At 67.1% G+C, this 6,237-nt stretch carries 4 protein-coding genes and 1 pseudogene; all 5 read left to right on the top strand.

The genetic code is table 11. The annotated features are described in order from the left end of the window. Positions 1-364 precede the first annotated feature (364 nt). Complete coding sequence (locus C5E41_RS22030) at positions 365-697, top strand: cupin domain-containing protein (RefSeq protein ID WP_104377666.1); 333 nt, start codon at positions 365-367, stop codon at positions 695-697. Between the two features lie 483 nt (positions 698-1,180). Continuing rightward, complete coding sequence (locus tag C5E41_RS22035) at positions 1,181-2,581, top strand: glucose-6-phosphate dehydrogenase (RefSeq protein WP_104377667.1); 1,401 nt, start codon at positions 1,181-1,183, stop codon at positions 2,579-2,581. A 55-nt stretch (positions 2,582-2,636) separates the two neighbouring features. Further along, positions 2,637-4,406, top strand: a complete 1,770-nt coding sequence (locus tag C5E41_RS22040; protein WP_104377693.1) for a molybdopterin-dependent oxidoreductase — start codon at positions 2,637-2,639, stop codon at positions 4,404-4,406. 26 nt (positions 4,407-4,432) lie between these two features. Next, positions 4,433-5,686 (top strand): NAD(P)/FAD-dependent oxidoreductase, encoded by a 1,254-nt coding sequence (locus C5E41_RS22045; RefSeq protein ID WP_104377668.1) that lies wholly within the window; start codon positions 4,433-4,435, stop codon positions 5,684-5,686. After that, positions 5,683-6,237: pseudogene (locus C5E41_RS22050) on the top strand (transketolase); the annotation flags it as partial. The gene C5E41_RS22045 and the pseudogene C5E41_RS22050, both read left to right, overlap by 4 nt.

The raw sequence follows: 6,237 nt of genomic DNA on the forward strand, positions 1-6,237 counted from the left end.
GCCGAATTCCGATGTCCGCCGAACCGGGACGCCCGACTCGGGCATCGACTGTGAACGCGCGCGGGCATATCGTCGTGTTGAGTACCGCTTCGGTATTTGGAACCGGGGTGGCCGCGACGCTGGCCCACAACTGGGCGAGCGGACCCTCGCTGGCTGCCCGGTGACCGCTCCTGCGAGGACGTGTCATGGCCATCGTTATCGTCATTGTGGTTGTCGTCGTGATCCTGGCCCTGATCGGCCTGTCGCTGGCGGTGCGAGTGGTAACCCAGTACGAGAAGGGCGTGCTGCTGACCGGGTGGCCGTTTGCCGACCGACATCGGGCTCGGCCAGTCGGGCCGAGCGGTCGACCGGGCAAACTGCAGGTATGCAACGTGTCTCTCTGGAAGCTCTCGCCCGCCAGCAGATCGAACAGGCTGCCGCCCGCGGTGGCGGGCATACCGCCGACACCGTCTATGGCGGACACGAGAAGGTCTTGCGTCAGACGGTGATCGGCATGATCGCGGGCGCTCGTCTCGGTGACCACCCCAACCCCGGTGAGGCCACGATGCTGGTCTTGTCCGGCCGGGTCCGGTTGACCTGTGCTGACAACTCGTGGGAGGCCCGCACCGGCGACCTGGTGATCGCGCCGGCGGGCCGTCACAGCCTGGAAGCGTTGGAGGATTCCGCGGTGCTGTTGACCGTCGCCAAATTGCCCTGACCGTAGGGGAGACCGTCGCCGGCGAATACGCTTCAGGACGAATCGGCGAGCACAGCGCACCCCTGCGAACGCGCAGCCGAAGCGCGAGAACCTCGACGAGGGCCGGAGCTTCGGCGTAGGTTGAGTTGTGCCAGCCAGTCGGTCCCGCAGTGAGGTCAGTTGTTCGCCGCTGACCGTGGCGAGCATGAGTTCGGTGCCGGACCCGCTGGTGACCACTTCTCGCTGAGATCACCATGAACGTTCTCTCCCCGCCGCGACAAGCAATGACGCTCCGCCGCTCCAGACGATGCTCTATGCGGCAACGAACAGGCCGGGCCACGACCGCGGCATCTCGTCACGATCTCCGGCGACCTGACCCCGGGGCCCCTGCGTCGTGTTAGGCCGTGTGCTTGCAGGAATCGAGGTGACGACGTGATGCGTTTACACGACCATCACCGGCGGCAGGCCGAGGACGGCGGGCCTGCCGCCGGTCCGGGGTGAGCGATCACGTCTGACAGTCATGGTGGAGTGGCGGATTTGCTGGTGATCTTCGGGATCACCGGGGATCTGGCGCACAAGATGACGTTCCGCGCGCTGTACAGGTTGGAGCGGCGCCGGCTGCTCGACTGCCCGATCATCGGTGTCGCCGCGGACGACCTGCCGGTCGAGCAGCTGGTGGAACGTGCCCGCGAGGCGATCGCGGGTGCCGGGGAACAGGTCGATGACGCGGTGTTCGACCACCTCGCCGCACGACTGTCCTATCTGCACGGTGACGTCACCGACGACACACTGTATGACCGGTTGGCAAAGCAGGTCGCTGCCCACCAGAGACCGCTCTACTACCTGGAGATGCCGCCGGTCTTGTTCGGGCCGATCGTGGAGCACCTGGGCAGGGCCGGCTTGGCCGAACACGCGCGGGTCGCGGTGGAGAAGCCGTTCGGGCACGACCTGGACTCCGCCCGGCAGCTGAACGCCCGGCTGCACCGGGTGCTCGCCGAGGAGCAGATCCTGCGAGTGGACCATTTTCTGGGCAAGGAACCGGTGATCGAACTGGAGTACCTGCGTTTCGCCAACCTCGCCTTCGCGGAGCTCTGGGATCGGCGCAGCGTGTCCAGCGTGCAGATCACCATGGCCGAGAATTTCGGTGTCGAGGACCGCGGCGCGTTCTACGACGCGGTCGGCGCGTTGCGTGACGTGGTGCAGAACCACCTGATGCAGGTGCTGGCGCTGGTCGCGATGGAGCCGCCGGCCGGTGCCGGCGGCGATGAGTTGCGTGACAAGAAGGCCGAGGTGTTCCGGGCGATGCCGGCGGCGGATCCGCGCCACGTCGTGCGCGGGCAGTACGACGGGTACACCGAGGTGCCCGGGGTGGCGAAAGAATCGAGCACCGAGACGTTCGTGGCGCTGCGCCTCGAGATCGACAACTGGCGCTGGTTCGGGGTGCCGATCTTTCTGCGCGCCGGCAAGGCGCTCCCGGACCGGGTCACCGAGGTCCGGCTGATCCTGCACCGCACCCCACGGTTGACCTTTCTGCACAATCCGATGCAGATCGAACCGAACCAGATCGTGCTGCGCATCGATCCCGACGCGGGCCTGCGCGTGCAGATCGCGGCCCGGGCCGGCGACTCGTGGCGCCCGGTGCACTTGGACACCTCGTTCACCGAGGAATTCGGCGAGCCGCTGGAACCCTATGAACGGCTCCTGCACGCGGCGATGGTCGGCGACCGCCACCTGTTCGCCCGCGAGGACAGCGTCGAGCAGACCTGGCGCATCGTGCAACCGCTGCTCGACCACCCCGCGCCGATCCGCCCCTACCAGCGCGGCACGTGGGGACCGCTCGAGGCCGACGACCTGCTGCGTGGCCATCAGGGGTGGCAGCCGGCCTGGTCGGCAGCCGACAGCTGAGGCGGCCCTGACCACCTGACCGCCTCCCCCTCCCCCTCCCCCTCCAGGAATGCTGATGACCGAACGTCGCACCGACCAGCCCGCCGACGACGACGGCCAGGCGCCGCCCGGGTTCCGGTCACGGCTACGCACCGGCTCCGACGTCGTCGATCCGGCGAGCTGGGCCGGCTCGATCCCGCAAGCCAGCGGGATCGCTCCGCGGCTGCGGGTCGGCCAGAGCAGGTGGTTCAACCTGTTGTGGTTGCTGCCGATCGGATTCGTGGTCTTGATCGTCGCGGTCGCCGTGGCCAAGGGCCTGCGGGATATGACCTCGGTGCAGCAGTTCATCGCCGACAACCCCGGGACCGTCATTTCGCCGAGCACTGTCCATCCAGGGCTGCCGGTCTGGGTAGGCGTGCAGCACTTCTTCAACCTGTTCCTGCTGATCTTCGTCATCCGTTCCGGGCTGCAGATCCTCAGCGATCATCCGCGGCTGTACTGGACCCGGCACAGCACCCCGGGGCGGGACTGGTTCCGCATCCAGCGCCCGGTTCCGGTCGACCCGCTGTGGACGGCGAAGAAGGATTCCATCAGCCTGCCAGGCCAGGTCGGGTTACCAGGCATCCGGCACTCGATCGGGCTGGCCCGCTGGTGGCATCTGGGCGTGAACACCCTGTGGCTGCTCAACGGTGTGGTCTTCTACGTGCTGCTGTTCACGACCGGGCAGTGGCGGCATGTGGTGCCCACCAGCTGGTCGGTGTTCCCGAACGCGGTGTCGGTGCTGATCCAGTACCTGTCGTTGCAGTGGCCGGTGGAGAACGGCTGGGTGGCCTACAACAGCCTGCAGTTGATCGCCTACTTCATCACGATCTTCATCGCGGCGCCGCTGGCGTTGCTGACGGGGCTGGGCATGTCCCCGGCGCTGTCGACCCGGTTCAAGCCAGTCAGCAAATTGTTCAGTATTCAGCTGGCTCGCTCGATGCATTTCCTGGTGCTGGTGTGGTTCCTGTTGTTCATCACCGTTCACGTCGCGTTGGTGTTCATGACGGGTCTGCTGCGCAATCTCAACCACATCTACGCCGGGCGCGACGCGACGGATTGGGCGGGTTTCGCGGTGTTCGCCGCGTCGATGGTGGTGGTCGTCGTGGGCTGGGTGGCGGCGACCCCGTTCACGCTGCGTCACCCCCGGGTGGTGCAGCGGGTCGGGTTCGCGCTGATCGGGCCGGCGCAGCGGCTGTTCGAACACCTGGACGCGACGCCCGGGGAGTACACGGAAAAAGACATCTCGCCGTACTTCTGGCACAACGGGCTGTATCCCGATTCGGCGGAGTACACCGCCTTGCTCGACGGCGGCTTCGCCGACTACCGGCTGCGGATCACCGGCCTGGTCGAGAAACCTGCCGAGTTGAGCCTGGCCCAGCTGCGGGCGCTGCCGCACCATGAGCAGATCACCCAGCACTTCTGCATCCAGGGCTGGTCGGGGATCGCCAAGTGGGGCGGGGTGTCGATGCACACCATCCTTGACCTGGTCGAACCGCGGCCGGAAGCGAAGTGGGTGGTGTTCTACTCGCTCGCCGAGGGCCCTGACAAGGGCCTCTACTACGACGCGCACCCCATCGAGCAGATGAGCTACCACCTCACGATGCTCGCCTACGACATGAACGGTGAGCCGCTGACGTTCGGCCACGGCGCCCCGCTGCGGCTGCGCAACGAGTCCCAGCTCGGCTTCAAACAGGTCAAGTGGATCCAGGGCATCGAGTTCGTGGCGCACTTCTCCGATATCGGCGGCGGCTACGGCGGCTACAACGAGGACCACGAGTTCTTCGGCTACCGGCAAACGATCTAGACACACAAACAAGGACGGGGCGAGATATGAGCACCGAACAGCAAACATTCGTCATCGTGGGCGGCGGCTTGGCCGGCGCCACAGCGGCCGAATCGCTACGCACGCAAGGCTTTCCCGGTCGGATCGTCCTGCTCTGCGAGGAGAGTGAGCGCCCCTACAATCGGCCTCCGCTGTCGAAGGACTATCTGCAGGGCAAGTCGGAGAAGGACAAGATCTACGTCCACCCGCAAACCTGGTACGCCGAGCACGACGTTGCGCTGCGGCTGAGTACCGGGGCAACCGGGCTCGATCTCGCCGCTCACCGGGTCAGCGTCGCCGGTGGTGAGCGGATCGGCTATGACAAGCTGCTGCTGTGCACCGGGTCGGTCGCTCGGCGGTTGAGCGTGCCCGGCGCCGAGCTCGACGGCGTGTTCTGCCTGCGGCGGCTCGAGCAGTGTGAGGCCATCAAGGCGGCGTTTGCCGCCGCGGATCGGGTGGCGATCATCGGGGGCGGGTGGATCGGGCTGGAAACCGCCGCGGCGGCGCGCGCGGCGGGCTGCGAGGTCACCGTGATCGAGAGGGGCGAGCTGCCGCTGCTGCGCGTGCTGGGCCGCGAGATGGCCGAGATCTACGCCGATCTGCACCGGGCGCACGGCGTCGCCCTGCGCTCGGGTGTCACGGTCGCCGAGATCACCGGCGATGGTGGTCGAGCCAACGGCGTCCGCCTGGCGGACGGCAGCGTCATCGAGGCCGACGCGGTCGTGGTCGGGGTGGGCATCAGTCCCGACACCGAACTGGCCGAGGCGGCCGGCCTGCATGTCGACAACGGCATCGTCGTCGACGAACGCCTAGCCACCAGCGACCCCGACGTGGTCGCGGCCGGGGACGTCGCCAACGCCTACTATCCGCACCTGGGGACGCATCTGCGCCTGGAGCACTGGTCCGCGGCGCTCAACCAGCCGGCGGTGGCCGCGGCCACCATGCTGGGCCGTGACGCGGTCTATGACCATGTGCCGTACTTCTACTCCGACCAGTACGAGATGGGCATGGAGTACTCCGGCTACGTCGCCAATGGCGACTACGACGAGGTCGTTTTCCGCGGCGATGTGAAAAAGGGTGAGTACGTTGCGTTTTGGCTGCGTCACGGGCGGGTGTTGGCTGGCATGAATGTCAATGTCTGGGACGTCACCGACACGATCGCGGCCCTGGTCCGTACCGGCGGCCCCGTGGACCGAGACACACTGGCCGACCCCGCCGTACCCCTGGCCGAGGTCACCACAGTACCGGTGGCGCGGTCATGACCACGGCGATGACGGCCGCACAAATCGAGCTCGCCGGGCGCCTGGCCGCGCAGTTGCGGGTGGACTCGATCCGCTGCAGCACCCGCGCCGGTTCCGGGCACCCCACCTCGTCGCTGTCGGCTGCGGACCTGATGGCCGTGCTGATGGTCGGGCACCTGCATTACGACTGGCACCGCCCCGACCTGCCAGCCAACGATCACCTGATCTTCTCCAAGGGCCACGCGTCCCCGCTGTTGTACTCGATGTTCCGTGCCGCCGACGTGGTGGACGAGAACGAGTTGATCAAAACCTACCGGCAGCTCGGGTCCCGGCTGCAGGGCCACCCCACCCCGATACTGCCCTGGGTGGACGTCGTGACCGGCTCGCTCGGTCAGGGCTTGCCCGACGCGGTCGGGGTGTGTCTGGCAGGCAAGCGCCTGGACATGTTGCCCTATCACGTGTGGGTGCTGTGCGGGGACAGCGAAACCGCGGAAGGCTCCATGTGGGAGGCCCTGGACAAGGCCGGCTACTACCGGCTCGGCAACCTCACCGCCATCATCGACATCAACCGG

Source organism: Nocardia nova (genome assembly GCF_002933465.1).
Classification (GTDB): domain Bacteria; phylum Actinomycetota; class Actinomycetes; order Mycobacteriales; family Mycobacteriaceae; genus Nocardia; species Nocardia nova_B.

Excerpts from the sequence above, each read along its gene's own strand:
- C5E41_RS22040 (WP_104377693.1), top strand. The coding sequence starts at position 2,637 with ATGACCGAACGTCGCACCGACCAGCCCGCCGACGACGACGGCCAGGCG.
- C5E41_RS22045 (WP_104377668.1), top strand. The coding sequence starts at position 4,433 with ATGAGCACCGAACAGCAAACATTCGTCATCGTGGGCGGCGGCTTGGCC.
- C5E41_RS22030 (WP_104377666.1), top strand. The coding sequence starts at position 365 with ATGCAACGTGTCTCTCTGGAAGCTCTCGCCCGCCAGCAGATCGAACAG.